The 24,722-nt window shown below is 65.5% G+C and carries 21 protein-coding genes; 10 read left to right on the top strand and 11 right to left on the bottom strand.

Going from position 1 to position 24,722, the window contains the following annotated elements:
• Positions 1 to 3: 3 nt before the first annotated feature.
• Complete coding sequence (locus ACOGXA_RS02935) at positions 4 to 894, bottom strand: SDR family NAD(P)-dependent oxidoreductase (protein ID WP_419925794.1); 891 nt, start codon at positions 892 to 894, stop codon at positions 4 to 6.
• Positions 895 to 953: 59 nt separating this feature from the next.
• On the opposite strand from ACOGXA_RS02935, the gene ACOGXA_RS02930 reads away from it, so the two are divergent.
• Together ACOGXA_RS02930 and ACOGXA_RS02925 are read left to right on the top strand one after the other, a co-directional pair.
• Positions 954 to 1,994 carry a D-2-hydroxyacid dehydrogenase gene (locus ACOGXA_RS02930; RefSeq protein ID WP_419925793.1) on the top strand — a complete coding sequence of 347 codons (1,041 nt, stop codon included), beginning with the start codon at positions 954 to 956 and terminating at the stop codon, positions 1,992 to 1,994.
• A 35-nt stretch (positions 1,995 to 2,029) separates the two neighbouring features.
• Positions 2,030 to 2,932, top strand: a complete 903-nt coding sequence (locus ACOGXA_RS02925; protein WP_419925792.1) for an alpha/beta hydrolase — start codon at positions 2,030 to 2,032, stop codon at positions 2,930 to 2,932.
• 16 nt (positions 2,933 to 2,948) lie between these two features.
• Here ACOGXA_RS02925 and ACOGXA_RS02920 read toward each other — a convergent pair whose 3' ends face one another.
• The gene (locus ACOGXA_RS02920) at positions 2,949 to 4,058 is read right to left on the bottom strand and encodes an acyl-CoA dehydrogenase family protein (RefSeq protein WP_419925791.1); all 1,110 of its coding nucleotides are present in this window, start codon (positions 4,056 to 4,058) and stop codon (positions 2,949 to 2,951) included.
• 19 nt (positions 4,059 to 4,077) lie between these two features.
• On the bottom strand, positions 4,078 to 5,265 hold the full coding sequence (locus ACOGXA_RS02915; RefSeq protein WP_419925790.1) for an acyl-CoA dehydrogenase family protein: 1,188 nt from the start codon (positions 5,263 to 5,265) through the stop codon (positions 4,078 to 4,080).
• A 132-nt stretch (positions 5,266 to 5,397) separates the two neighbouring features.
• Between ACOGXA_RS02915 and coaE the strand changes: the two genes are divergently transcribed.
• Entirely contained in the window at positions 5,398 to 6,009 is a 612-nt protein-coding gene (gene coaE / locus ACOGXA_RS02910) for a dephospho-CoA kinase (protein ID WP_419925789.1), read from the top strand.
• Positions 6,010 to 6,019: 10 nt separating this feature from the next.
• Here the strand turns inward: coaE and ACOGXA_RS02905 are convergent, their stop codons facing one another.
• From ACOGXA_RS02905 to ACOGXA_RS02870, 8 genes are all read right to left on the bottom strand, one after another.
• On the bottom strand, positions 6,020 to 7,222 hold the full coding sequence (locus ACOGXA_RS02905; protein WP_419925788.1) for an acyl-CoA dehydrogenase family protein: 1,203 nt from the start codon (positions 7,220 to 7,222) through the stop codon (positions 6,020 to 6,022).
• 33 nt (positions 7,223 to 7,255) lie between these two features.
• Positions 7,256 to 8,458: an ABC transporter permease gene (locus ACOGXA_RS02900; RefSeq protein ID WP_419925787.1), complete on the bottom strand. Its 1,203-nt coding sequence runs from the start codon at positions 8,456 to 8,458 to the stop codon at positions 7,256 to 7,258.
• A 1-nt stretch (position 8,459) separates the two neighbouring features.
• Positions 8,460 to 9,239, bottom strand: coding sequence for an ABC transporter ATP-binding protein (locus tag ACOGXA_RS02895; RefSeq protein WP_419925786.1), 780 nt, complete (start codon positions 9,237 to 9,239; stop codon positions 8,460 to 8,462).
• Positions 9,240 to 9,284: 45 nt separating this feature from the next.
• The gene (locus tag ACOGXA_RS02890; RefSeq protein ID WP_419925785.1) at positions 9,285 to 11,183 is read right to left on the bottom strand and encodes a peptidoglycan-binding protein; all 1,899 of its coding nucleotides are present in this window, start codon (positions 11,181 to 11,183) and stop codon (positions 9,285 to 9,287) included.
• Positions 11,180 to 12,019, bottom strand: coding sequence for an amidohydrolase family protein (locus ACOGXA_RS02885; RefSeq protein ID WP_419925784.1), 840 nt, complete (start codon positions 12,017 to 12,019; stop codon positions 11,180 to 11,182). Before ACOGXA_RS02885 ends, ACOGXA_RS02890 begins: the two co-directional genes overlap by 4 nt.
• A gap of 2 nt (positions 12,020 to 12,021) precedes the next feature.
• On the bottom strand, positions 12,022 to 12,822 hold the full coding sequence (locus tag ACOGXA_RS02880; RefSeq protein ID WP_419925783.1) for a crotonase/enoyl-CoA hydratase family protein: 801 nt from the start codon (positions 12,820 to 12,822) through the stop codon (positions 12,022 to 12,024).
• Between the two features lie 89 nt (positions 12,823 to 12,911).
• Positions 12,912 to 15,827: an aminomethyl-transferring glycine dehydrogenase gene (gcvP, locus tag ACOGXA_RS02875; protein WP_419925782.1), complete on the bottom strand. Its 2,916-nt coding sequence runs from the start codon at positions 15,825 to 15,827 to the stop codon at positions 12,912 to 12,914.
• 13 nt (positions 15,828 to 15,840) lie between these two features.
• Positions 15,841 to 16,938, bottom strand: a complete 1,098-nt coding sequence (locus ACOGXA_RS02870; RefSeq protein ID WP_419925781.1) for a hypothetical protein — start codon at positions 16,936 to 16,938, stop codon at positions 15,841 to 15,843.
• A gap of 119 nt (positions 16,939 to 17,057) precedes the next feature.
• Between ACOGXA_RS02870 and ACOGXA_RS02865 the strand changes: the two genes are divergently transcribed.
• The 7 genes from ACOGXA_RS02865 (at position 17,058) to ACOGXA_RS02835 (ending at position 24,720) form a co-directional block, all read left to right on the top strand.
• Positions 17,058 to 17,807 carry an SDR family NAD(P)-dependent oxidoreductase gene (locus tag ACOGXA_RS02865; RefSeq protein ID WP_419925780.1) on the top strand — a complete coding sequence of 250 codons (750 nt, stop codon included), beginning with the start codon at positions 17,058 to 17,060 and terminating at the stop codon, positions 17,805 to 17,807.
• 34 nt (positions 17,808 to 17,841) lie between these two features.
• Entirely contained in the window at positions 17,842 to 18,300 is a 459-nt protein-coding gene (locus ACOGXA_RS02860) for a Zn-ribbon domain-containing OB-fold protein (RefSeq protein WP_419925779.1), read from the top strand.
• Positions 18,297 to 19,487, top strand: a complete 1,191-nt coding sequence (locus ACOGXA_RS02855) for a lipid-transfer protein (protein ID WP_419927035.1) — start codon at positions 18,297 to 18,299, stop codon at positions 19,485 to 19,487. The genes ACOGXA_RS02860 and ACOGXA_RS02855 overlap by 4 nt, the downstream gene beginning before the upstream one ends.
• Positions 19,488 to 19,540: 53 nt before the next feature.
• On the top strand, positions 19,541 to 20,758 hold the full coding sequence (locus ACOGXA_RS02850) for a cytochrome P450 (protein ID WP_419925778.1): 1,218 nt from the start codon (positions 19,541 to 19,543) through the stop codon (positions 20,756 to 20,758).
• Positions 20,759 to 20,851: 93 nt separating this feature from the next.
• Entirely contained in the window at positions 20,852 to 22,045 is a 1,194-nt protein-coding gene (locus ACOGXA_RS02845; RefSeq protein WP_419925777.1) for a sugar ABC transporter substrate-binding protein, read from the top strand.
• A gap of 120 nt (positions 22,046 to 22,165) precedes the next feature.
• Positions 22,166 to 23,179, top strand: a complete 1,014-nt coding sequence (locus ACOGXA_RS02840; RefSeq protein WP_419925776.1) for an ABC transporter permease — start codon at positions 22,166 to 22,168, stop codon at positions 23,177 to 23,179.
• Between the two features lie 71 nt (positions 23,180 to 23,250).
• Positions 23,251 to 24,720, top strand: a complete 1,470-nt coding sequence (locus ACOGXA_RS02835; protein ID WP_419925775.1) for a sugar ABC transporter ATP-binding protein — start codon at positions 23,251 to 23,253, stop codon at positions 24,718 to 24,720.
• Positions 24,721 to 24,722 lie beyond the last annotated feature (2 nt).

Raw genomic sequence — 24,722 nt, 5'->3', positions numbered from 1 at the left:
CAGTTAGCCGGCCTGAGGCGGGCCTTTGGCGGTTTGGTCCTCGTCGATGAGCTGGCCCCGGACACTGGGGTTGCGGCCCAGTTGGATGTCCTCGTGGCGCTGCATGATGGCCGGGGCGTACACGTAGTCGGTCCAGATATAGAACTGGTTGTCGAGCACCGCGTTGTACACCAACTCGGCCACCTCGGGCGGTTTCACCGCGTCCTCGTAGATGGCCATCATCATCTGGATCCGCTCATCGTCCTCCGGGGTGGGGTCGGGAGGGATAATGGGCGAGCGCAGCGACTCGGGGCGATTGCGCTCGGAGTTGATGATGTTGGTGGTCACCAAGCCGGGGCACAGCACCGACACGCCGATGGTCGAGCCGCTCTCCTCAAGCTCCTTGTAGAGCGTTTCGGAGATGGCCACCACCGCATGCTTGGTGGCGTTATAGGGGCCGATGTTGGGATACGAAGTGTGGCCGGCGACCGAGCCGGTGTTCACGATGTGGCCGTCGCCGTGCTCCATCAGATGAGGCAAGAACACCCGGATCCCGTGGATCACCCCCCACAGGTTCACCCCCAAGATCCACTGCCAGTCGGCGGTGGACACAGTGTGCAGCAACCCGCCGGTACCCACCCCGGCGTTGTTGCACACCACGTTGACCTGGCCGAATCGGGAGAAGGCCGCTTCGGCCAGCTCGTCCATGTCCCGCTCCGAGCTCACGTCGGTGAGCACGCCCACCGCGTCCACCCCGGCGTCGTTCATCTCGGCCACCGCGGCGTCCATAGCCGGGCCCTCCACATCGGCGATCATGATGCGGGCTCCGGCTGCGCCGAATCTATCGGCCATGGCCCGGCCCATGCCGCTGGCCCCACCGGTGATGACCGCTGCTTTGCCCTCAAGTGTGTCCATGAGCCGACGCTACTGCCTGTTTGCGGTGAGAAATGGTGTCGGAAACTATGGTTCCCGCCGTGAACACAGTCAACGCCGTTGTGATGTACCCGCTGGCCATGGACGGGTCGGAGTTGGACGACCTGCACCGACGGTTCCCAGGGGTGCGGTTCCACAACATCGCCTATTTCGAGCCCCACGGACTGCGGGACGCCAAGGCCAAGGGCCGGGTCACCGATGAGCTGTTGGCCTCTGCGCCTGCTCTCACGGAGTCGGAGAGGGCAGTCATTGCCGACGCCGATGTGCTGATGGCCCTCGACCTGCCCCCGGGGATCAGGGAGTGGGCGCCCCGGCTGCGGTGGGTGCAGGCCATCGGGGCGGGCATTGGGCAACTGGAGCCGGCCAAGCTGAAAGCCAAGGGCATCGCGTTGACCAACGCCGCCGGAGTGGCCTCGGCCCCCATAGCCGAGTTCGCCATCGGCCGCCTGCTGGAGGTGTGGAAGGACATCAGAGTGCTGGAGCGCCAACAGCGCGGCCGCATTTGGCAAATTCACCAGGGGCTGTTGGCGAAGGGAAAGACCATGGGCATCGTCGGTCTGGGCGCCATCGGCCGCGATGTGGCCCGCCGGGCCAAGGCCTTCGAGATGACCGTGCTGGCCAGCCGCCGCTCGGCCCAGCCCGGCGACACCGACCCCGATGCCGACGAGCTGTTCGGCCCCGACGGGCTTGATGAGATGCTGGCCCGCAGCGACGCGGTGGTGCTGTGCGCTCCCCACACCCCAGAGACCATCGACCTGTTCGACGCCCAGCGCCTGGGGCGGCTCAAGGCGGGATCGGTGCTGGTGAACGTGGGCCGGGGGTCGATGATCGACGAGGACGCGCTGGTGGCCGCGCTGAAGTCGGGGCACTTGGGGGCCGCAGTGCTGGATGTGACCCGCGAGGAGCCGCTGCCCGCCGACAGCCCCCTGTGGGATGCGCCCAACATGTATCTGTCGCCCCACTGCTCCACGGCCCGGGAGGGCTACAACGAAGCCCTGATGGAGCTGTTCTGCGACAACTTGGAACGCTTTCTGGCCGAAGAGCCCCTACGCAACGTGGTAGACCCCGACCGGGGCTACTAGGAATAGGAGCTGATCCCACCGAGGAGGAACCACCCATGCCCTCAGACGCCTACAACGCCGCGATCGCCGCCCTCAAGCAGCAGATGCAGGAGTCTGCCGCCGGCCCTCCACCCGATCTGGCCACGACTCGGGCCGGTTTCGAGGCGGGGTACAGCTCGATGCCCGTTCCCGATGGGGTGAGCTTTGCCCCGGTCGATGCCGGAGGAGTGCCCTCAGAGTGGGTGACACCCCCCGAGGTGGAGGGAAACCGGGCCATTTTGTACTTGCATGGCGGCGGTTATGTGGTGGGTAGCCTCAACACCCACCGACATGTGGTGAGCCGCTTGGCCCAAGGGGCCAAGGCCCGGCTGCTCAACGTGGACTACCGCCTAGCCCCCGAGAACCCCTATCCGGCCGCGCTGGACGACGCCATGGCCGCGTGGCAATGGCACCTGGCCAATGGGGGAGAAGCAGCTCACACTGCCATTTCCGGCGATTCCGCAGGCGGGGGCCTGGCCGTCGCGCTGTGCATGAAGCTGCGCGACGAGGGCCTGCCGCTTCCGGCGTGTGCCGCACCCATCTCGCCGTGGACCGATCTGACTTTCTCAGGCGATTCCATGACCGACCGGGCCGACCGCGACCCCATGCTCGCCGGAGCCAACGCCCTGTCGGGCATGGTTATGGCCTACGCCCAGGGCACAGACGCCACCGACCCCTACGTCTCCCCGGTGTTCGGCACCTTCGACAACCTGCCCCCCATGATGATCCAGGTGGGCACCGAAGAGGTGCTCTACGACGACAGCACCCGAGTGGTCAAGGCAATAGAGAACGCCAACGGCTCCGTGGAGTTCCGCCCCTGGCAAGACATGATGCACGTCTGGCACCTACTGGCCGGCGTCGCCCCCGAAGCCGAGGAGGGCATCGCCGAGCTGGCCGCATATATCGACGATAGGACCTAGCGGCCGACCCGCCGGTTCAGCTAGCCGCTAACTGCGCGCCCAGGGTGCGGAGTTGCTGGGTGCCGGCGCCCAGGCTGCACTCGATGTGCTTGTTCCACAGGGTGTAGCGGTGGAGGGGGTAGTCGACGCTCACCCCCATGCCGCCGTGGACATGCTGGGTGGCGTGGGCCACGTCGTGGGCCCAGTGGGAGGCGTACCACTTGGCGATGGGCAGCCGTGTGGACGCGTCGTTGTTGTTGGCCAAGTCGTAGAGCGCGGCGCCGGTACACAGCCGCACGGCCTCAACGTGCATGAACTGGTCGGCGAGACGCTGGGTTACCGCCTGGAACGTGGCCACCGGGCGGCCGAACTGCTCCCGCTCCGAGGTGTACTCCGCGGCCAGGCGCAGCGCCCGGTCGACCACCCCTACCTGGGTGGCGCACAAAAGGCCCACCGCCCGCTCGGCCAGCCACTGCACCGAGGCGCCGTCGGCCGGGCCCAGCGGCTCACACGGAACACCGTAGAAGCTCACCTGGTGGACGGGCTGGCGCCGGGTGGACATGCCCTCCACCTTGGCGACCCCGGGGTCGGACAGATCCACCAGGAAGAGCCCGGTGCCGCTGATGGTGCCGTTGTCGGTGCCGTCGTCTAGCCCGGCCACCACCACGATCTTGGACGACTCGGCGGCGAACTCCACCACCTCCTTGGCGCCCACCAGCCTGCCGCCCACCACCCGTGCCATCGGAGAGGCGATATCGTCGTTCAGGTACTCTTGGAGGCCGACGGTCAGCACATTGGAACCCTCGGCGCAGCCGGGCAGCTCCCGTCGGCGCTGCTCGTCGGTTCCGAAAGCGTCTACCGCCAACGCGGCCAGCGTCGCGCTCCACAGCGGCACCGCGGCCACATGGCGCCCCTGGGCTTCCAGCACCTGCCCGACGGCGATCAGGTCCAAACCGCCGCCGCCCACATCCTCGCCCAGGCCGATGCCCACCAGCCCGGCGGTGGCCAGGTCGCCGTAGAGATCCCGGTCGAACCACTCGCCGGCGGCCTCGATCTCCATGAGCCGCTCCATGTCAATGCGGTCGCCCATGATCCGGTTGGCCAACTCGGCCACCGCTTGCTGCTCTTCTGTCAGGGTGAAGTCCATCGCCTGATCTCCTCTCGCCCTACTTGCGGCGCTTCTCGCGGGGCAGGCCGAGGCCGGCCATGCCGATGATGTCGCGCTGGATCTCGTTGGTTCCGCCGCCGAAGGTCAGAATCCAGCAGCCCCGGTACGACTCCTCCATCCGATGGGAGAAATCGGCGTGGGGGGAGCCCTTCTTGAGATGGCCGGTAGCCCCCACCACCTCGGTGAGCCCGGAGTAGATGAGGTGCATGGACTCCGAACCCCACACTTTGATGGTGGACGCCAGGGCCGGGCTCACGCTGTTGCCCACGGTGGATTCGTAGGCCACTTTCCAGTTGAGCAGGTCCAAGAACTCCACCCGGGCCCGGCACTCGGCCAGCTTTACCTGCACCCACTCCTGGTCGATCACCCGGCGCCCGTCGGGCAGCTTGGCCTCTTTGGCCCACTCCACCGCCTGGTCCACCAGCTTGGCGATGCCCCCCGATGCGCACAGCGAAACCCGCTCGTGGTTGAGCTGGTTGGTGATGAGGCCCCAGCCCCCGTTGACCTCGCCCACCCGCAGCCAGTCGGGCACCCGCACGTTGTCGTAGAACGTGGAGGTGGTGTGGGAGCCGCCCATGGTGATGAAGGGCTGGATGTCGAAGCCGGGATCGTCGGTGGGGGCCAAGAACATGGTGATCCCCTTGTGGGCGGGGGCGTCGGGATCGGTGCGGGCGGCCAGCCACACGTAGTCGGCGTCGTAGGCCAGGCTGGTGAACTGCTTTTGCCCGTTGACGATCCACTCGTCGCCGTCGCGCACCGCCTTTGTCTTGAGTGCGGCCAAGTCGGTTCCCGCGGTGGGCTCGGAGTAGCCGATGGAGAAGTGCATCTCGCCGGCCAGGATCTTCTTCAAGAAGAAGTCCTTCTGGCGGTCGGTGCCGTAATCCCGGATGGTGGGCCCCACCGTGTTGATGGTCAGAAACGGCACTGGCACCTGGGCGGCCCAGGCCTCGTTGAAGAAGATGTACTGCTCGATGGGGGTGAACCCCTTGCCGCCGTACTCCACGGGCCAGCCGACCCCCAGCCAGCCGTCGCTGCCGATCTGGCGTATCAGCGCCTTGTAGTCCTCGTTGGCCTCGGTCTCGGTGTGGCGGATCTTGGCCCGCACTTCAGGGGTCATCAGGTCGGAGAAGTAGGCACGCAACTCCTGTTGGAGCTCCAGTTGGTCATCGGTCAGCTCAACGCGCATGGGCCAAGTCTGGCAGCACGAGCCAAAGCGGGGCCATCTGAGGCGGGTAGCCGGGATCAGCAGCCAGACGCGGGCATCGGCGATGTGGCGCGAGCCGAGGCGGGGCTGCACAAGGCGGGTAGCCTCTCGGCCATGCTGGTGGTGGGACTCACCGGGGGGATAGGCGCGGGGAAGTCGACCGCGGCGGCCCGGTTCGCCGAGCGGGGCGCGGCGGTGGTCGATGTGGACGCCATCGGGCGAGAGGTGCTGGCACCGGGGGGGCGGGCTGAGCGGGGGGTGGTCGAGGTGTTCGGACCGGGGATTCTCAATGCCGACGGCCGCATCGACCGGGGCAAGGTGGCCGCTGAGGTGTTCGGCCGCCCCGACCGGCTATCGGCCCTGGAGGCGGTGAGCCATCCGGCCATCAATGCCGAGCTCAACAGCCGTCTCCAGGAATTGGCCGATGGGGGAGAGGCTGAGGTTGTGGTGCTGGACATGGCGGTTCTGGCTGAAAGCCGCCTAGGCCAGCTCGAGTCGGGCCGGGGCTACACCAAAGTGGTGGTGGTGGAGGCGCCGGTGGAGGTGCGCCTTGCTCGGCTGCTCGAGCGGGGCCTTAGCGAGGAGCAGGCCCGGGCCCGCATGGCCAGCCAGGCCACCGACTCCCAGCGCCGGGCACTGGCCGACCATGTGATCGTGAACGATGCCGGCCCCGAAGATCTGGCCGCGGCCGTCGATGAGCTGTGGGCCGAGCTGACCGTCGAGTAGATCAAGCCGGTCAGGACCGGGGCACTTCCTCCCAGGGTTGGCCCTTGAACGGGTCGGGCTCCTTGGGCAAACCCAGCACCCGCTCGCCGATGATGTTGCGCTGCACCTCGTTGGTGCCCCCGGCGATGGCCATGGCCGGCGCGCTGATCACAGCACTGGCCCATTCGGCGGCGTCGCCGGCGGCGGCATCCCAGGCCTGGCCGGCCGGTCCGGCCAGCTCGATGGCCGCATCAGACGCTCGGCGGCTAAGAATGGCGGTGTTGAGCTTGGCTATGGAGCCCTCTGGCCCGGGTGCCTTCCCCGACGCGGCGGCCTGGCGGATCCGCATACCGATGAAGGTCTGGATGCGCTCGCGGATGTAGAGGTCGGCTATCGAGTCGCGCACCACCGGGTCGCGGTCGCGCCCCCGCTTGCGGGCCTCTTTGATCAGCTTGGCGCTGCCCATTGCCTGGGACATGGCCCCGCTGCCCCCGGCCCCGATGGCCACCCGCTCGTACATGAGCATGGCCACAGCCACATTCCAGCCATTGCCCTCGCCCCCGACCAGGCAGTCGTGGCCCACTCGAACGTCGGACAGGTAGACCTCATTGAAATGCGAGCTCCCGCTGATCTGGCGCAGCGGCCGGATGTCCACCCCGGGCAGCGACAGATCGACGATGAACATGGATAGGCCTCTGTGCTTGGGCTGGGCCGGGTCGGTTCGGGCCACGCACAGCCCGTACTCGCAGTACTGGGCGCCCGAGGTCCACACCTTCTGGCCGTTCAGCACCCACTGGTCGCCGTCGCGGATCGCCCGGGTGGCCAGCGAGGCCACATCGGAGCCTGCGCCGGGCTCGGAGAACATCTGACACCAGATCTCGTCGCACCGGATGACTCTGGACTGGTGGCGGTCCCGCTGCTCGGGAGTGCCGAAGTCGTTCAACACCGGCAGGCACATGCCATGGGAAATGGCCGCGGGAACGAGCGGGGCCTGGAATTGCGACAGCTCCCGGTTGAACACCTCGAGGTAGCCCTTGTCGAGCCCCAGCCCGCCGTATTCCACGGGATAGGTGATGCCCCCCAGCTCGGCGTCGGCCAGCGCCTGGTGGAATCGGCGGCACTCGGCCACCAGCTCTCGCTCGGTCCACCCCACCGGCGGCTGGCTGCGGGGCGCGGCGTTGGCTTCGAGGAACTCCCTGGCCCGAATTTGGAAGTCCTCGCGGGTGATGGTCATGGCCTGAGACTACGGAAGAATGGGTGGCTCCAACTAGGCGGCGGGCCGGACGGCTTCGGCGGGGTCCATGCGGGAAGCCCGCCATGAGGGGTACATCCCGGCCACCAGCCCTACTCCCAGCGTGACCCCCAGACCGATTCCGATGAACGACAGCTCCACCGTCATCGGCCAGTCGAGCACCTGCGTGGCCGCGACAACCACCGCAAGGCCCAGCACCGTGCCCATCAGGCCGCCGATCAGGGTCAACAGCATCGACTCGATGAGGAACTGCGCGGCGATGTGGGTCTTTTGGGCCCCGAGCGCCCGACGCACCCCGATCTCGCCCCGGCGCTCCAGCACCGAGATCAGCATGATGTTGCCCACCCCGATGGCGCCCACCACGATGATCACCACCACCAGCAGGCTGAGCAGCGACTCGAAGTTCTCGCTGATGACCTCCCGGGCTTCCAGATCCAGCGACGACACCGCTACCTCCCCGGGCGCCTCGGGGTTGGCCTGGCGGGGGAGCAGCTCGCGGACCTGCTCGATCACGTCGAGGTCGGCCTGCACCCAGATGCGCTCGGGGTTGGCATCGGCGTCGTAGAGCTCCTCGGCCACCGGGAACCCGATGAGCGCGGCCCGGTTCAAGGTGAGCCCCTGGCTGATCGCAAACGGCTCCAGCACGCCGATGACCGCGAACTCGTGGCCCGATATGTGGACGGTGGGCTTGGCGTACAGCTCATCGAAGCCCAGCACCTCGGCGGTGTCGGAACCCAGCACCACGGTGGGCACTCGCACGGTGGCGGCGTCGTGGAAGCGGCCGAACGCCACCCCGCCCCGCAGCGGCGCCAAGAGGTCCAGATCTCCCTCGTCCACCGCGAACAGGCGGATGCCTCCCGTCTCAACCGTGGGAATGAAGTCGGTCTTGCGGACCGTGGCCGGCACCCGGCGAATGGAGGCCACCACGTCGACCAAATCTCGCATGTGGGTATCGATGGCCGCGGCGGCCTCGGGCAACAGCTCGGGCTCCTCGGCGAAGGACGTGCCGGGGGTCAGCTCCAAAACGTCGATGCCCTGCCCCAGCAGATCGCGTTGGGCGTCGGCTTCGCCGGAGTTGATGATGCCCACCAGGGCCACCAGCGAGGCCACGCCGATGGCGATGCCTATGGCGGCCATGGCGGTGCGGCCCTTGCGGGTACGCAGCCCCAGCGTGCCCAGCGACAGGGCATCGCGGGCTCGCAGCCTGCTGCCAGTCATCTCAAGCGCCCGCCGAGTTGTGGCCGCCGGCTTCGGGGTCAGGCCGATCGTGGGACGAGTCTTGACCGCCGGCTTCGGGGTCGCGGGGATCTTGTGCCGAGTCGTGGCTGATGCGGCCGTCGAGAATGGAGACCGAGCGGGGCATCCGGGCGGCCAGATCCCGGTCGTGGGTGATGATCACGATGGTGGCCCCCGCCCGGTTCAGCTCCAAGAAGAGGCCCACGATCTCCTCGGTGGTCTGGGAGTCGAGGTTGCCGGTGGGCTCATCGGCCAGCACGATCGCCGGGTCGCCCAACAGCGCCCGGGCGATGGCCACCCGTTGGCGCTCGCCTCCCGACAGCTTGCCCGGACGGTGATCCAACCGGTGGCCGAGCCCAACCCGTTCCAGCACCTCGCGGGCCATCTGCCGCCTCCGGCGAAGGCTGACCCCCTGATAGAGGGCGCCGGTGGCCACGTTGTCGAGGGCCGACAACCCCTCCAGCAGGTGGAACTGCTGGAACACGAACCCAATCCGGCGACCCCGAACTGCGGCCACGTCGCGGTCGCGGATCTGCGACAACGCGTGGCCGTCCACCACCACCTCGCCCGAGCTGGGGCGGTCGAGGGCCCCCATGATGTTCAACATGGTGCTCTTGCCCGAACCCGATGGGCCGACTACCGCCACCAACTCGCCGGCCCGAACCATTAGGTCGACGCCGTCGAGGGCCCGAACCGGCGGCGAGCCCGGATAGTGCTTGACCACCCCGTGCAGCTCCAGCACATTCCGGGGCTCAATCGTCATCGAGTCTCGCCTCTGGTTGCTGTACGGCTCGGGGCCGTACCGGCATCAGGGGATGCGCACCTGGTCGCCCACGTTGAGGTTGCCGTCGGTGATCTCGACGAAGGCATCGACGAACGTACCCACCTCAACCGGCGCCAAAGTGGTCGCCCCGTCGGCCACTATCTCCACAGAGAAGCCGCCGTCCACCGTGGCGATCAGCGCCGATGCGGGCACCACCAAAGCGTCGGGGGTTACCTGTTTGGTGATGGTCCACTTCACCGGGGCGGCGTCGAAGCGGGCCGATGCCTCTTCGTCCAGCAAGATGATGATGACCTCGATGGTGGGGTCGCCCAGCCCGCCGGTCTGCGAGTTGGGCAGCCGCTTGGCCACCCTGGCCACCTCCGACACCACGCCCGGGCTGACCCGGCCATCGGGCAGCTCTACCTCCACCTCGTCCATCTCGTTCACAATCTCGGCATCGCCGGGATCGATATTGCTGACGATCTCCTGATACTGGCCGGTGACGGAGAACGCCGCCGCCTGGGGCCCAAGCTGCTGGCCCACCGAGACGTTCACCGACGAGATGCGGAATGGCTCCTCGATGAACACCACGAAGCCCATGTCGATCATGCCGGTTTCGTCCACCCCCAAGCGGTTCTGCCACTCCTGCACCACGTCCTCGGTGACCGGGGTGAAGTTCTCGTTGACGGTCATCTCCTCCCAGCCGGGGATCTCCATGTCGGCCAGCGCTTGCTCGAGCTGCTCCACATCGGGTCCGTCTTCCATTTGGCCCTGGAAGGGCCGGTACATGGGGCGATCTCCCCGCAGGAGCACGACCGGGTAGCTGTTCACCTCAAAGAGGGTCCTGCCCACATCCAGCACCTCGCCCTCCTCGGGCAGGAGCCCGGTAACGATCCCCGAAGTGTTGGTGTACAGCGGCTCGGGATCGCCGAAGCCCAGTGTGCCGGTGAACTCCTCGGTGTCGATCAGGTCGCGCCGCACCACTTCGGCGGTGTTCAGCTCCTCGGTGTCGCGCAGGATCCGGGCATTGACCGAAGGAGAGGCGGCCGCCGCAGTGGCGCCATCGGTTCTCGGCGCAGGCAGCTGGGTGCTGGTGGCGCTTTGGGCGGCCAGCGCGGCGGTGGGCGCCGGGCGGGTTGGGGTTTCGGGGGGCGGAGCGGCGGTTTGATTTGGCGCCGCTCCCCCCAACACCGGCAGACACACCCTCAATGCCGCCTGAATTTCGGAGGTCACCCCGGAGCCGTCGCCTTGTCCGGGGAAGCCGCTGTTGGGATATTGGTTGAAGTCGGGATCGGGAAAGTCGTCCACTCCTTGGTCGCGCATGCACTGGGAGAAGGCCACCGCGTTCTCCTCCCGCTCCACCTGCTGAACGTTGGTGTCCTGCTGAGGCGCTAGGGCGATCAATTCGCTGAAAACGCTGGCGCAGGCCTGGAGGGCTTGGGCCAGGCCCTGCTGGGTGAAGTTCACCCCGGCCTCCTGCATGGCGGCGAGGAACGAGGCCTGGTCGGTGATCTGGGAGCTGTCGATGTCGGGGAAGTCGGGGAATCCCTCATCGCGTATACAGCGGGAATACTCCACGAACGCCTCGTCGCGCAGCCTCAGCAGCTCCTCTTCTGATAGCTCGGCTTCGGTGTCGGCCTGGGCGGGGACCAGCGTCTCGAACTGCTCAGCCGACTGCGTCTCTGCCGGAGGATTGCCGATCTGCTCGGGCGAATCAGGTTGCCCGTCTTGGGGTTCTGGGCCGGGGGTAGGCGTTAGGGGGGGATTGGCGATGCGGTCAAGCGCGTCGAACAGCCCGTCGGGCAATGCGTCGGTAAGACCGGTGGTGGCGACGCCGTCGGAGTCGCCGCCCGGTGCGGTTCCGCAGGCCCCGGCTGCCAATGCGAGAGCCAGCAGGGCTCCGGCGAACCGCATCGGGCGTTTGATCTGTTTTTGTTCATTCATGTTGTGTCCAGTCCGAATAACCGGCGGGCGTTGTCGCCGGCTACTGCTGTTTTGTCCTCGTCTGAGAGATCGGACTCCAGGAGCTGGCCCAAGATGTGGCTGATGCGCCGGCCCAGCGGCCAGGAGTAGAGGTCGGTTCCGTAGACATAGCGGTGAGCGCCGTATTGGCGCACATGGTTAGCGATGAAGTCGAAATTGTACGAGAGGCTGCAATCGAACACCAGATTGGGGTGTGTGGCGGCCAGGTGCCCGCAGTGCTTGGTGCCCTCGTGGGTGGCATAGCCGTCGAGCACCAGCATGGTGAGGGTCGGGTGGCGGGAGGCGAGCTGCCCCACCTTCCACAGCGATTCCTCGGCGGTCTCGTCCAGCGCGTGGATCAACGGCAGCAGGCCCAGCTCGCCCATGGCCCCCACATAGGCGGACACCCAGTGGTTGTCGATGCTCACCCCTTGGAAGCGGGTGTGGAAGCTCATCCCGGCCAGGCCGAGGGGCCCCGCGGCCCGCTCCAACTCGGCCAGGCTGATGTCGCCGTCGCGGGGCTCCACGATGCCGATGGCCACCGGGAAGCGGTCGGGGGAAGCATCTCGGTAGGTGGCGATCCGGTCGTTGGCCGCCTGGGTGTCGGCGTGGCCGTTGGGGCGCAGGTAGCCGTGGCCGGGGATCACCGCGGCCTGGTCCACCCCGCCGGCGCCCATGATCTCGAGCCGCTTGGCCAGTTCCCGCGCAGCATAGGCCTCGGGGTCGGGGGCTTGTTCGGGGGGCAGGCCCAGCGCCCCCGAGGCGTCGCCCACATGGTGGTGGACGTCGAAGACCGAGATTTCCGATGAGGCGCCCATGGCTATCTGCGCTTGAACACCGGCTTTCGCTTCTCGCTGAAGGCCCGCGGCCCCTCCTTGGAGTCCTCGCTCTGGAACACCGCCCAGCCGTACTCGAACTCGTGGGCCAAGGCCTCTTCCTCGGTCATGCCGTCGGTCTCGTGCAGGGTGCGCAAAATGGCCTCCACGGCCAGCGGGCCGTTCTCGCAGATGGCAGCGGCGATCTCCTTGGCCTTGGCCAAGGCCTGGCCGTCGGGCACCACATGGCCGACGAGGCCGATGTCTTTGGCCTCGGCCGCGGTGATGTGCTTGCCGGTGAGCAGTATCTCAGCGGCGACGGTGTAGGGGATCTGACGGCGCAGTCGCACCGCCGATCCGCCCATGGGATAGAGCGACCAGCGGGCCTCGGACACCCCGAAACGGGCGCTCTCCCCGGCCACCCGGATGTCCATGGCCTGGAGGATCTCGGTGCCCCCCGCGATGGCCACGCCCTCCACCGCGGCGATGATCGGCTTGGTGGGGCGGTAACTGCGCAGCAATGCCTTCCAGTGGAGTTCGGGATCGGCGGCTTGGCGGGCGGCCACGTCGATTTCGGGGTCGGCGTTGCCGGCATCACCGCTCATGGCCTTGAGGTCGGCGCCCGAGCTGAAGTTGCCCCCTGCGCCGGTCACGATGATGCAGCGGATGTCGTCGTTGTTGTCCGCCTCCTCGTAGGCGTCCAGCATCCGCACCATCATCGCCCCCGACAGGGCGTTGTACCGCTCGGGGCGGTTCATGGTGATGATGATCAAATGGCCTTCACGTTCCACGATGGCGTCGGGCACCGGCTGGTCTCCTTGGTTCGAGGCCGCGTTCCTGGCAGCCCTCGAAAAACTAGCGGGCCGGTGGCTACCGGGGCGAAGCGGCTCTGGGGCTAGAAGCTGGGTTCTTGGAAGTCCTCAATGGGTGGGCAGGCGCAGAATACGTTCTTATCGCCGTGGGCGCCGTCTATGCGCCCGACCGGAGGCCAATACTTGCGGTCGCGGAACCCAGGCATGCCGAAGAGGGCCTGCTCCCGGGTATAGGGGCGGTCCCAGTCGTCGCCGGTTATGGCATCGGCGGTGTGCGGGGCGCGACGCAGCGGGCTGTCCTCGATGGAGACCAGCCCGTCGGCCACCTGGTCGATCTCGGCCCGGATGGCCGCCATGGCCGCAATGAACCGGTCGAGCTCGACCTTGGACTCCGACTCGGTGGGCTCGACCATCAGCGTGCCCGCCACCGGGAACGACACGGTGGGGGCGTGGAAGCCGAAGTCGATGAGCCGCTTGGCCACGTCTTCCACCGTCACGCCGGTCTCTGCGTGCAGGGGGCGCAGATCGATGATGCACTCGTGGGCCACCAAGCCGTTCTCACCCGTGTAGAGAACGGGGAACAAGCTGTCGAGGCGGGCTGCCAGGTAGTTGGCGCTGAGCAGAGCCACCCCGGTGGCCTCGGTCAGCCCCTCTGCGCCCATGGCGGCGATGTAGGCCCAGGAGATGGGCAGGATTCCGGCCGATCCCCAGGGGGCGGCCGACACGGCGCCCACCCCGGTGGAGGGGCCGGCTTCAGCCACCACGGGGTGGTTGGGCAGGTACGGGGCCAGGTGGGGGCGAACGGCCACCGGGCCCACCCCCGGCCCGCCGCCGCCATGGGGGATGCAGAACGTCTTGTGCAGGTTCAGGTGAGACACGTCGGCGCCGAACTGGCCGGGCTGGGCCAGTCCCACCAGGGCATTCAGGTTGGCCCCGTCCAGATACACCTGACCGCCGTAGGCGTGGATCAGATCGCACACCTCGGTCACGGTGGCCTCGTACACCCCGTGGGTGGACGGGTAGGTGATCATCAGGGCGCTGAGCCGGTCGTCGTGCTCAACCACCTTGGCCTTCAGATCGTCCATGTCCACGTTGCCGTCGTCGTCGCATTTGACCACCACCACCCGCATCCCGGCCATGACCGCGCTGGCCGCATTGGTGCCGTGGGCGGAGGCGGGAATGAGGCACACATCGCGCTGGGTCTCGCCGCGGGCGGCGTGATAGCCCCGGATGGCCAGCAACCCGGCCAACTCGCCCTGGGACCCGGCGTTGGGCTGGAGCGACACCGCGGCGTAGCCGGTGATGGCCACCAGCATCTGCTCCAACTCGGCGATCATCGCCCGATAGCCCTCGGTTTGATCAGCCGGGGCGAATGGGTGCATCTGGGCGAACTCGGGCCAGCTCACCGGCTCCATCTGGGTGGTGGCGTTGAGCTTCATGGTACACGACCCCAGCGGGATCATGGTTCGGTCCAGGGCCAGGTCTTTGGAGGCCAAGTGGCGCAGGTAGCGCAGCATCTCGGTCTCGCTGTGGTAGCGGTGGAAGGTCGGGTGGGTCAGGTAGTCGCCGGTTCGGACGGCATCGCGAGGAAGGGCATCGGGAGTCTCGGCGTCGAGGGCGTCGAAGTCTCCTTCATCGGCCTCGATGCCGAAGGCCCGCCACAGGGCAACCACGGTGGCCCGGGTGGTGGTCTCGTCCAGCGAGAACCCAACGGTGTCGCCGTCTACTGGGCGCAGGTTCAGCCCCTCGGCCCAGGCGGCGGCCAGAATCTCTGATGCTCGGCCGGGCACTCGCGCAGTGATGGTGTCGAAGAAGTGCTCGGCAGTTATCTCATGGCCGGACTGGCGCAGCCGGCCCGCGGCGATGGCCGTCAGGCGGTGGACCCGCCGGGCGATGCGGGCCAGCCCCTCAGGGCCGTGGTAGGTGGCGTACATGGCGGCCATCACCGCCAGCAGCACTTGGGCAGTGCAGATGTTGCTGGTGGCCTTCTCCCGGCGGATGTGCTGCTCTCGGGTCTGGAGGGTCAGCCGGTAGGCCACCGCCCCGGCATCGTCGACGGACACTCCGGCCAGGCGGCCGGGCAGCGACCGCATGGCCGACTCCGGCACCGCGATGAATCCGGCATGGGGACCGCCGAAGCCCAGGGGCACCCCGAATCGCTGCGACGACCCCACCACCGCGTCGGCCCCCAGCTCGCCGGGCGGCGCCAGCAGGCACAGGGCCAAAAGATCGGTGGCCACCGCCACCAGGGCGTGTACGTTGTGGGCGGCGGCGATGATCCCGCTCAGGTCGCCGATGCGCCCCGAACTGCCGGGGTACGACACCAGCATCCCGAATGATCCATCGGCGATCTCCTCGATGTTGGCCTGATCCAAGTCGGCTATAACCACCTCGATCCCCAGTGGTTCCGCCCGGGTGGCCACCACGTCGATGGTTTGGGGGTGGGTGTCGGCGTCCACGATGAACCGGTCGTCGGGGGCCTTGCGGTTGAGCCGCCGCAGCAGCGTCATGGCCTCGGCCGCCGCGGTGCCCTCGTCCAGCAGCGAGGCGTTGGCCATGCCCATGGCGCACAAGTCGGTGACCATGGTCTGGAAGTTGATGAGCGCTTCCAGCCGGCCCTGGGAGATTTCCGGCTGGTACGGGGTGTATGCGGTGTACCAGGCCGGGTTCTCCAGCACATTGCGGCGGATCACCGCCGGTGTGATGGAGTCGTAGTAGCCCATGCCGATCAGCGAGGTGGCCACGGTGTTGCGGTCGGCCAGCGCCCGCAATCTCTCGGTAGTGTCCCGCTCGGTCAGCCCCGGCGGCAGCTCCAGAGGGCTGTTTGAGCGGATGTTGGGGGGAACCGCGGCGTCCACCAGTGTTGCCAGGCTGTCGAAGCCCAGTTCGGCCAGCATGGCGGCCCTATCCTCGGCTCCAGGCCCGATGTGGCGGGCCTGGAACTCGTCGGGGTTCTCCAGGGTCGCCAGGCTCTCCGAGGAGGCGGGTGCAATAGACATGAAGGTCGGCGGATCAGGGGGCGCCGACGGCCCCGTCGGTCAGGCCGTAGCGGTGGAAGGGCCCGAAGAAGCCGTGCTCATACAGGCCGTAGCCCACGTTGCCGTCGTAGGTGTAGCGAGCCACATGATCGACCACGCCGTACTGCCCGATGGGCTTGACCTCGGTGTCCACATCCAACACCTTGCCCTGCACCACCAGGCTCGGACCCTGGTACATGCCGTGCCGCCAGTCTGCGTCCATGCCGTACCCGGTTCCCACTGACACAAAGTTTACCAGCAGGGGCTGGCAGTCAATCTCGATTCCGGCTTCGGGAAATGAGATGGTGGAGTGGGTCAGCACCCGGGTGCCCGACTCGAAGGTGTGGTCGTGCTCAGACCGGCCCAGATCCTCGTCGGGGCGGCCGTCGGCCCACACCCGCTTGCCCTCGACCAGCCGCCGGGTGCCGTCGTCGGCCTCGTTGTTCATGTACAAGACAGCGTGGTCTTCGAACATCATGGGGAAGTAGTTCCACATCCCCGACATGACATTTACGCCCTGGCGGATGCCGTCGCCCTCGGGCTCGCCCACCGGGCGGATGCCCCAGGAGCGGTCGCGGGCGCCGCCCCACCGGTCGGCGGTGACCGCGACGTCGTCGCCGCCCACCGAAAGGGTTCCCTCCCACCGGCCGAGTTGGGCGAAGCGCTGGGTGTTGAACACCACCCGGCCCTCGCTGCGGATGTACTGGTTGGGCTCCTCCATGGCCCGGATGGAGGCGTCCCAGGTCACGTCCATGGCGATGGAGTGCTCGTTGGGCTCAACGATAAAGCGCACCTTCTTGAGGGGCTCGATGACCTCGATGCGCATGGGACCGACCGACATGTCCATGCGGTCGGTGAGCGGCCGGGAGCCCCTCACCACATGGTGCTTGTCGCCCCGGCGGACACAGCAGAAGGCGTCCTGGACGCCCAGGTTCGGGTACTGGCCCATGCCGAAGATGGCGAACAGCTCGTCGCTGGAGCCGTGCATGCAGAAGTAGTTGCGGTCGTAGAAGTTGCGGTCGGTGGTGCCCGCATGGCGGATCCAGTCGGGGGACTGGTGGACCGGGAACTCGTCCCATGAGGAGATGGCCATTGCCGTCCTTTCGGTATCTCGATGTGCTCGCGGCCTACCTTATGTCGTCGTGGTGACAGCGATAGAAGGCAGGCAAACATGAAAGGCACAGTGGCGATCATGATGAAGGGAGCAGCGTTATGAAGGGCAAGGTTGCTTTGGTGACCGGGGGAGGCAGCGGGATCGGCCAAGCGGCCGCCGTGCTGTTCGCCCGCAAGGGGGCCAAGGTCGCGGTGGCCGACCGCAATGCGGAGGGAGGGGCCGAGACGGTTGCGCTGATCGAGGCCGATGGCGGCGAGGGCCGATTCATCCCCACCGACGTGACCGATGAAGACCAAGTGGCCTCTCTGGTGGAATCGGTGGTGGGGGCGTTCGGCCAGCTCGACTGCGCCTTCAACAACGCGGGCATCACCCATCCCTCCCGGCTGTTCCACGAGCTCACGCTGGACCAGTGGGATGAGATGATCGCGGTGAACCTGACCTCGGTGTTTTTGTGCATGAAGTACGAGATCATCCAGATGCTGTCCCAGGGCGGCGGGGCGATCGTCAACACCGCGTCGGGGGCAGCCCTCATTCCCGCCCCCGGCCAGCCCCACTACACCGCGGCCAAGCGGGGAGTGCTGGGGCTGACCACCTATGCGGCCGACGAGCTCAACAACAAGGGCATCCGGGTCAACGCCATTTGCCCGGGCATGATCGACACCCCGATGGTGGCGTCGTGGCGGGAGTCGAGCCCGGAGATGGCCGAAGCAGTCGTCCATATGATGCCCGGAGGGCGCATGGGCCTGCCCGAGGAGGTGGCCGAGGCCGCAGTGTGGCTGTGCAGCGACGAGGCTCGCTGGGTGTCGGGCGACACCATGGTGGTCGACGGCGGAATGCTCAACCGCTAGCAGGCCGGCGGCGTCTGATGCCTAAGCTGCTGGCGTGACGACTACACGGACGCAAGTGGCCGCGGTGGAAGGGCTCTTCACGCTGGACAGCGACGAGCCCCACCTGATCGGGGGGCGGGCCCGCAGCCGAGGTTCATATTTCTTTCCCAAGGCACTGGCTGGCTCTGATCCTGCCTGTCTCGGCGACGAAATCGAAGAGGTCCTGCTCAGCCGCACCGGTCGGCTGTGGTCGTACACCACCGGTGAGTATGCCCCGCCCGCGCCCTACGTCATACCCGGTGACGAGTTCGAGCCGTACGTGGTTGCGGCAGTAAGGCTGGCTGAGGAGAACTTGGTGGTGTTGGGGCAGGTGGTTAGCGGCATTTCTGTAGACGAGCTGTCGGTGGGCATGGAGATGGAGCTGGTGATCGACGTGCTCTACTCCGATGACGAGCACGACTACCTGGTGTGGAAGTGGGCCCCGGCAGGCCTTAGCGAGAACGGAGAAGCCTGATGGATGACATCGCCATTTTGGGTGTGGGCATGCACCCCTGGGGCAAGTGGGGCCGCAATTTTGTGGAATACGGGGTGAAGGCGGCCCGCGACGCCCTGGCCGACGCCGAGGTGGGCTGGGATGAGGTCCAGTTCGTGTCCGGGGCCAACAGCGTGCGGTGCGGCTACCCCGGCTATGTGTCGGGATCCACATTCGCCAACGCCCTGGGGTTCACCGGCTGCCAGTTGTCGAGCTCCTATGCGGCCTGCGCCTCAGGAGCCACCGCGCTCAGCATCGCCCGGGCCCAGATCCTGTCGGGGGTGTGCGAGGTGGCCATGGTGGTAGGCGCCGAGACCACCCCCAAGGGGTTCTTCGCCCCCAATGCCGGGGAGCGCCACGAAGACCCCGATTGGCTCCGGTTCCATCTGGTTGGCGCCACCAATCCCACGTACTTCGCGCTGTACGCCAGGCGGCGCATGGAGCTGTACGGCGACACGCCCGAGGACTTCGCCGCGGTGAAGGTGAAGAACTCCCGCCACGGGGTGTTCAATCCCAACGCCCGCTACACCAAGGAGTACGACGGCGACGACATCGCCAACTCACCGATGGTGGCCGACCCGCTGCGCCTGCTGGAGATCTGCGCCACCTCCGACGGAGGCGCGGCGTTGGTGGTGTCGAGCCTGGAGTGGGCGGCCAGCCGGGGTGTGACCGACCCGGTTCGGGTGTCGGGCATATCCACGGTGAGCCCCACCTATCCCAACAGCGTGATCGAACTGCCCTATCTGGCCTCTGACTCTTGGGCCGCGGTGGGCGACGAGACCATGACGTTCAAGGACAACATCGCGGGCCGGGCCTACGAGGAGGCCTCGGTATCGCCCGAGGATCTGGACTTCGCCGAGGTGTACGACCTGTCGTCGGCCTACGAACTCGACTGGTATGAGCACATCGGCCTCTGCGAGCGGGGCGAGGCGGCCCAGCTTCTGCGGGCGGGCGACACCGCGCTGGGCGGGCGCATCCCGGTGAACCCGTCAGGCGGGCTGGGCGCCTTCGGCGAGGCCGTGCCGGCCCAGGCCATCGCCCAGGTGTGCGAGTTGGCGTGGCAACTCCGGGGCGAGGCCGGCCACCGCCAGGTGGAGGGGGCCAAAGTGGGCCTGTCGATCAACCACGGCATGTTCGGCCACGGCTCCTCGGTGATCTGCACCCGCTGACCCGTTCGCCCTGTTCTCGGAACGGGGGAGTTTGCCCTCGCTAGAGTGCCGCCATGGCACCGCCTGATCTGCTCAGCTCCGACGAAGACCGCTATGACGTCTACCAGGTTTACCGGGACGAGTACCCGTGCTTTCACGACGAGGCATCCGACACCTGGTTCGTGAGCCGCTATGCCGATGTCGAGCACGTTTTCAAGAACCCGGAGTTCAGCACCGACATGTACGAGTGGATGATCGAGCCGGCCCACGGGCCCACGCTGCTGTCCAAGCACGGCGCCGAGCACTCCCGCTACCGGAACCTGGTGGCGCCCTTCTTCCGGGGGGCGATTCTAGAAGCCGACTTCATGCCCATGATCGAGGCCCAGGCCCGCTCCATGATCGACAAGTGGCTTGCCGACGGAAGCTGCGACCTGGTGGAGGGAATGTCGCGGTATTTGCCCATAAAGGTGATCGTGGCCATGCTGGGCCTGCCCGACGAGGACCACCCCAGGTTCCAGGATTGGTACGAGTCGATCAACCGGTTCGTGTCCAACATCAACCAGGATCCCGACATCATCGCCGAGGGGGAGCAAACTCGGGAGGAGTTCCAAGACTACCTCATGCCGGTGATCGCCGAGCGGCGCCGCAACCCCGGCAACGACCTCCTGTCGAATCTGGTTACCGCTGAGATCGACGGCAGCGGCTTGTCTGACATCGAGGTCAAGTCGTTCACCAGCCTGCTTCTGACCGCCGGGGGAGAGACCACCGACAAAGCCATCGCCAGCCTGTTCAAGAACCTGCTGGAGCATCCCGACCAGCTAGAACAGGTGCGAAACGACCGCTCCATGGTCACCATGGCCGTGGCCGAGACCCTGCGCTTCTCCCCGCCTGCCCACTGGATCCAGCGCCTGCCCCACGAGGAGGCCAAGCTCCCCTCGGGCACCGGCACCATCCCCGCAGGGGCCACGGTGACCGGCATAATCGGGGCGGCCAATCGGGACGAGCGCAAATACACCCACACCGACCCTGAGCGCTTCGAGATCAACCGCCAGGACCTTCCTGCGTCAAGCGCTTTCGCGGCCAACGCCGAGCACACCACCTTCTGCTTCGGCCGCCACCACTGCGTGGGCTCCTATCTGGCTAAAGCCGAGATCGAGGCCGCGCTCAACATGGTGCTGGACTGCACCGAGAACCTCCGCTTGGCCGACGGATTCGAGGCCAAAGAGGTCGGCGTGTTCCTCCGAGCCCCCGCCGAACTCCATGTGGAGTTCGACCCGGTGGCGCTCGGGTGAGCACTGAAGGGATTGGTACTAGATAGGCGAGTTTCCTACTATTGGAACTTCAGACGTTGGACAGTTCTTGAATCGTCCAGAGAGGGGAGCACCATGAAACGTTCATTGTGGAGGCTGCTGGCAGCACTGCTGGCGTTGACATTGGTTGCCGCCGCATGCGGCAACGACGATGACGACGCCGCAGACGAGCCGGCGCCAGCCCCGGCAACCGAAGCGCCCACCGCGGCTCCCACCTCGGCACCTACAGCGGCGCCAACGGAGGCACCTGCGCCGGAGCCCACCGAAGAAATGGCCCCGGAACTGCCGGATATCACCATTGGCTATCTCCAGTGGATCTACGCCGATGAGGCCGGAAAGCGCATCGAGGACGCAGCCAAAGAAGCAGTTGATTTTCTCGGCTGGGGCTGGATCTCATGTGATGCAAATGGCGACCCTGCCCAGATGCCTGTCTGTGGCAACCAACTGCTTGACGATGACATTGACGTGATGCTCACCGACGGTATACCCGAGGCGTTCATCACCGACGTGCTCGAGCGAGCCGCGGCAGAGGATGTGCCGGTGCTGTCGGCAGGCGGCGAAGTGGATCCGCGCGATTTCTACGTGGCTAGCTTCGCTTCGGACGACACGGACCTTGGCGTGCAGCTCGCCAACTATCTTGCTGAGCAATTCCCTGCCGGAGCCAGGATCATTGCGCAGGAAGTGCCGACGGCTTGGAGCGACAAGCGCATCACGGGGCTCAACTCTGTGATTGAAGGCAGTGGTATCGAGATCGTCGACTTGTGGGAGGGTGACTTTGCCAACTTGGTGGCCGGCACAGAGGCCGACGTGACCACCAAGCTTCAGCAGTTCGATGATATTGATGCGGTTTGGATCAACTTCTCGGTTGCATCCATTGGCGCCGCGTCGGCGATTGGGGCTCTATACCCCGATGGCGATGATCCTGATCGGCCGCAGCTTGTCACTTTCTACGCCAACCCCACAACGGTCAACGACATTCGCTCTGGAAGAGTTGATGCTGCGGTAGATGAGAAGCTCGAGTGGCAGAGCTGGGCCCAGGTTGATGCCGTGGCCGAGCTATTGGCTTTTGGCACGGAACCAAGCCAAGAGAGGGCACCAACTTATGACGGGCGAAACTTCTCAGTGCGCCAGGTGGTCACCATCGACACCGTCAATGCAATGCCCGCTGATAGCACCGAGGTTCCGGCACCGGATCCACCCGGCGACTACGAGGAGTACTTCCGCAATAAGTGGTGCGGACAGTTCAGCGGAATCGCCAGCTGCGGCTGATGAACTAAACCTACCCTTCGCTGGTGTAGGTAAGTTTACGCTTGATGGGCCGGTGGTGGATGTTTCTACCGCCGGCCCCGCCGCGCCAATACATCCTTGAGGTTACCGGAAGAGCTAGATATGTCTGATTCAACTACTACCCACATTCCCTCATCAGAATCGAGAGGTCCACGCAACAGGTTCAATGTTCTGATATTCCTTTCTAGGTATGGCGTAGTATTTGCTTCACTAGCAAGCATCCTGGCATTCGCTATATTAAATGACCGCTATATTCAGCTTGATGGTATTCTCTCTAGCCTAAGCTTGGGATCGCCATTACTCATGTTAGCCTTAGGACTAACTGTGGTTCTGACAATGGGCGATTTTGACCTTTCAGTCACGGGTCTTACATCAGCCGCCGGGGCAATTGTAGTTATTCTCATGGTCAACCATGACTGGTCTTGGGGTCTAGCCGTATTTGTTGGGCTGATATTCTGTCTTGTCGCAGGTTCGTTGAATGGATTGTTGGTGTCGTATGCAGGAATGCCTTCGTTCATTACTACTCTCGCCACTGGTCTGATCTTAATCGGGACCAGATATGAGAGTGCTGACGGGCGAAATATTACAGGCTCAACAAGCTTGCCAGACATATATCGAGACTTTGGGATAGGAGAGCCGGATCCTCTTTTGGGAGTTCGTACACCTGTATGGATTGCAGCAGGACTTGCTATTCTTTTGTGGCTTCTAATGTCGAAAACTGAAGTGGGTCGGTATATGTATGCCATCGGCGGCAATCCTGAGGCGGCAAGATTGTCGGGAATAAATGTCAAAGCACTTAGGGCTTCAGGATTTGCACTCGTCGGATTTATGGCCTTATTTGCTGCGGTCACTTCAACTGCCAGAACTGCCTCTTCAGTGGCTGATAGCGGCTTTTCTACGCTCTTGGGGGCATACGCGGCAGCATTCCTCGGAGCGGCTGCCTCTAGGAGGACACTGTTCAATGTCCCAGGCACAGTATTAGGTGTTATCTTCTTGCAAGCTGTTGACCGGGGACTGACCATCGAAGGGTATAGCACAGGAGTAAGAGACATTGCCAAGGGCTGCATACTGTTGCTGGCGATGGCGTTTACCCTGCTCGGGGCATCTCGGCGATGACCATGGCACCGCGAGTTGTGTTGCCTCCTCTTCTTGAGGTCACGAATGTTTCCAAGCATTATCCAGGGGTCGTGGCCGTCGACAACGTTACGCTGTCATTGGAATCGGGGCAGATTGTCGGGCTGGTCGGCAAAAACGGAGCGGGCAAGAGCACTCTGATCAAAATCATCGCCGGTGCTGAGTATGCCGATGAAGGCAACTTGCGGCTGGACGGCCAACCGTTGGACCTAAACCGCCCCCATGATGCCACTGTGGCCGGGTTGGCTTTTGTCCATCAAGATTTGCAGGATGTCGGCGATTTGTCGGTGGCTGAGAACGTGAGGCTGGGTTTGGGTTATCCCCGCAAACTGGGGTTGCTGGTGGACTGGACGGAGTTGAGGAAACTGGCAGCGGAGGCCATTGCGCGGTTGGACGTGGATATTGACCCCAGCGAACCAGTAGGCGACTTGAGTATCGCCCATCAACGACTGGTGATGGTCGCTCGTGGATTGGCTCAACAAGCCAGGCTCCTGGTGCTAGACGAGCCCAGCGCTTCGCTGACTGATGATGAGATCGAGCATTTGTTCGACGTTGTACGGAGGTTGCGAGACGACGGAATGGCCGTGGTGTATGTATCGCATCGGTTGGAGGAGATATTCGAACTCACCGAGCGGGTGATCGTGATGCGTAACGGTCATCTCGTGGCCGATGAGCCCACTACATCGCTGGACCGATCATCGCTCATCGCCCACATCACAGGCCATGAGCACGCCCAAACCGCTGTCGAACGGCGAGCCAGCCGTGGCGTGGGAGGACGTCCCGATACCGAGGTGGTACTTGAAGTGGACGGACTAAGCGCTGACACCGGCGTACACGGTTGCTCCTTCGACGTGCGCAAAGGCGAGATCCTCGGATTGGGCGGGCTAATGGGAAGTGGCCGCACCGAAATGGTCCGAGCGGTGTTCGGCGCCGATCACCGCCGGGAGGGAACGGTGAAGGTCCACGGCACTGAGGTGGGCGGCAAGCACCCGTCGGAGTCCTTGGCGGCGGGGCTGGCGCTGTTGCCCGAAGATCGCAAGACCCAGGGCAATATCATGGACTTCAGCGTGCGCAACAACATCACGCTGGCCTCTTTGGACCGCCATCGGGTGCGACCCAAGACTCCGATGCCTTCTCCCCGGTCGGAAAAGCAGGCCGCTGATCGTCGGATCGACCGCTTGAGCATTGCCACTCCCAGCGACCGCCAGCTTGTGCGGCTGCTTTCCGGTGGGAACCAGCAGAAGGTGGTTATCGCCAAGTGGTTGGAGCAGGGGGCCGACGTCTTGATCTTCGATGAGCCGACCATCGGGGTGGATGTGGACGGAAAAGAAGAGATCTACGACATAATGGAGGAACTGGCCGCTGAGGGGAAGGCGGTGGTGTTCATCTCCTCGGAGTTCTCCGAGTTGGTGGGCGTGTGTCATCGGGTGCTGGTGCTGCATGAGGGGCGCATCGTCGGCGAGCTAGAGGGCGACGCCGTGACCGAGCCGGCCATTGTGGAGATCTGCTACAGCCAGAACTGATC

The organism is Candidatus Poriferisocius sp., assembly GCF_965208475.1.
Classification (GTDB): domain Bacteria; phylum Actinomycetota; class Acidimicrobiia; order Acidimicrobiales; family Bin134; genus Poriferisocius.
The sequence above is the reverse complement of the archived record's forward strand: the minus strand, read 5'-3'. Positions and strand labels throughout refer to the sequence as shown.